This window comes from Rhizobacter sp. P2_H2 (assembly GCF_056403375.1).
Genome location: NZ_JBFUFP010001390.1, coordinates 1 through 1,168, shown reverse-complemented (window position 1 = coordinate 1,168; position 1,168 = coordinate 1). Strand labels below are relative to the sequence as shown.

At 66.4% G+C, this 1,168-nt stretch carries 2 protein-coding genes and 1 pseudogene; all 3 read left to right on the top strand.

What is annotated here, in order from left to right; translation table 11 throughout:
- Positions 1-148: pseudogene (locus AC1D15_RS33345) on the top strand (guanylate kinase); the annotation flags it as partial.
- Positions 149-164: 16 nt separating this feature from the next.
- A complete protein-coding gene (gene rpoZ / locus AC1D15_RS33340; RefSeq protein ID WP_047507421.1) occupies positions 165-368 on the top strand; it encodes a DNA-directed RNA polymerase subunit omega in 204 nt (67 codons plus the stop codon).
- Between the two features lie 122 nt (positions 369-490).
- A partial coding sequence (locus tag AC1D15_RS33335; protein WP_477829437.1) for an HD domain-containing protein occupies positions 491-1,168 on the top strand: 678 nt, incomplete at its 3' end.

Genomic DNA, 1,168 nt, shown 5'->3' with positions numbered 1-1,168 from the left:
AGCCCGACATTTCGACTTTGTTATCATCAACGCTCTCTTCGAGTCGGCGCTCTTCGACCTGAAGGCGATCGTTCACTCGCAGCGTCTCAAGTACGCTGCGCTGCAAAGAAGCAAACCTGCCGTCTTTGCCAACCTGAATCTCAACTGAGAACGGAGTTCTTGCCATGGCCCGCATCACTGTCGAAGACTGCCTCGTCAAGATCCCCAACCGCTTCCAGCTCGTGCTGGCCGCGACCTACCGCGCCCGCATGCTGAGCCAGGGCCACGCCCCGAAGATCGAGACCAAGAACAAGCCGGCCGTGACCGCGCTGCGCGAAATCGCCGAAGGCGAAATCGGCATCGAGATGCTGCGCAAGGTGCCGATCTGATCTGCTGATCTCCTGAAGCACGCCTTGCTTCACCCCAGGACGGCCCCTCGCGGGCCGTTCTCGTTTTCCCTTGCTGCGCCCCCACGGCGGCGTCTGCGGCGAATCCGCGATAAATTCGGGCCATGAACGCCCGTTCCCCGGCCACTGCCTTGCGTGAAGCGCCGCCCGCCCCGTCGGGCCGCGGCGGCAGCACGCCGGTGCCGGCAGCCACCAAGGACGCGGCTGCCGCCTCGTTCGCGGCGCTCACCCACAAGCTCGACTACCTCGACGCCGCCGACATCAAGCGCGTGCGCGAGGCCTACCGCTTCGCCGACGAGGCCCACCTGGGCCAGTTCCGCGCGAGCGGCGAGCCCTACATCACGCACCCGATCGCGGTCGCCGGCCTGTGCGCCGACTGGAAGCTCGACGCGCAGGCCATCATGGCCGCGCTGATGCACGACGCGATGGAGGACTGCGGCGTCACCAAGGTCGAGCTGATCGAGCGCTTCGGCTCGTCCACCGCCGACCTCGTCGACGGCCTGACCAAGCTCGACAAGCTGCAGTTCTCCACGCGCGAGGAATCGCAGGCCGAATCCTTCCGCAAGATGCTGCTCGCGATGGCGCGCGACGTGCGCGTGATCCTGATCAAGCTCGCCGACCGCCTGCACAACATGCGCACGATGGACGCGATGGCATCGGCCAAGCGCATGCGCATCGCCCGCGAGACGCTCGACATCTACGCGCCGATCGCGCACCGGCTCGGCCTGAACCAGACCTACCGCGAGCTGCAGGAGCTGTCGTTCCAGCACACCCGGCCGTGG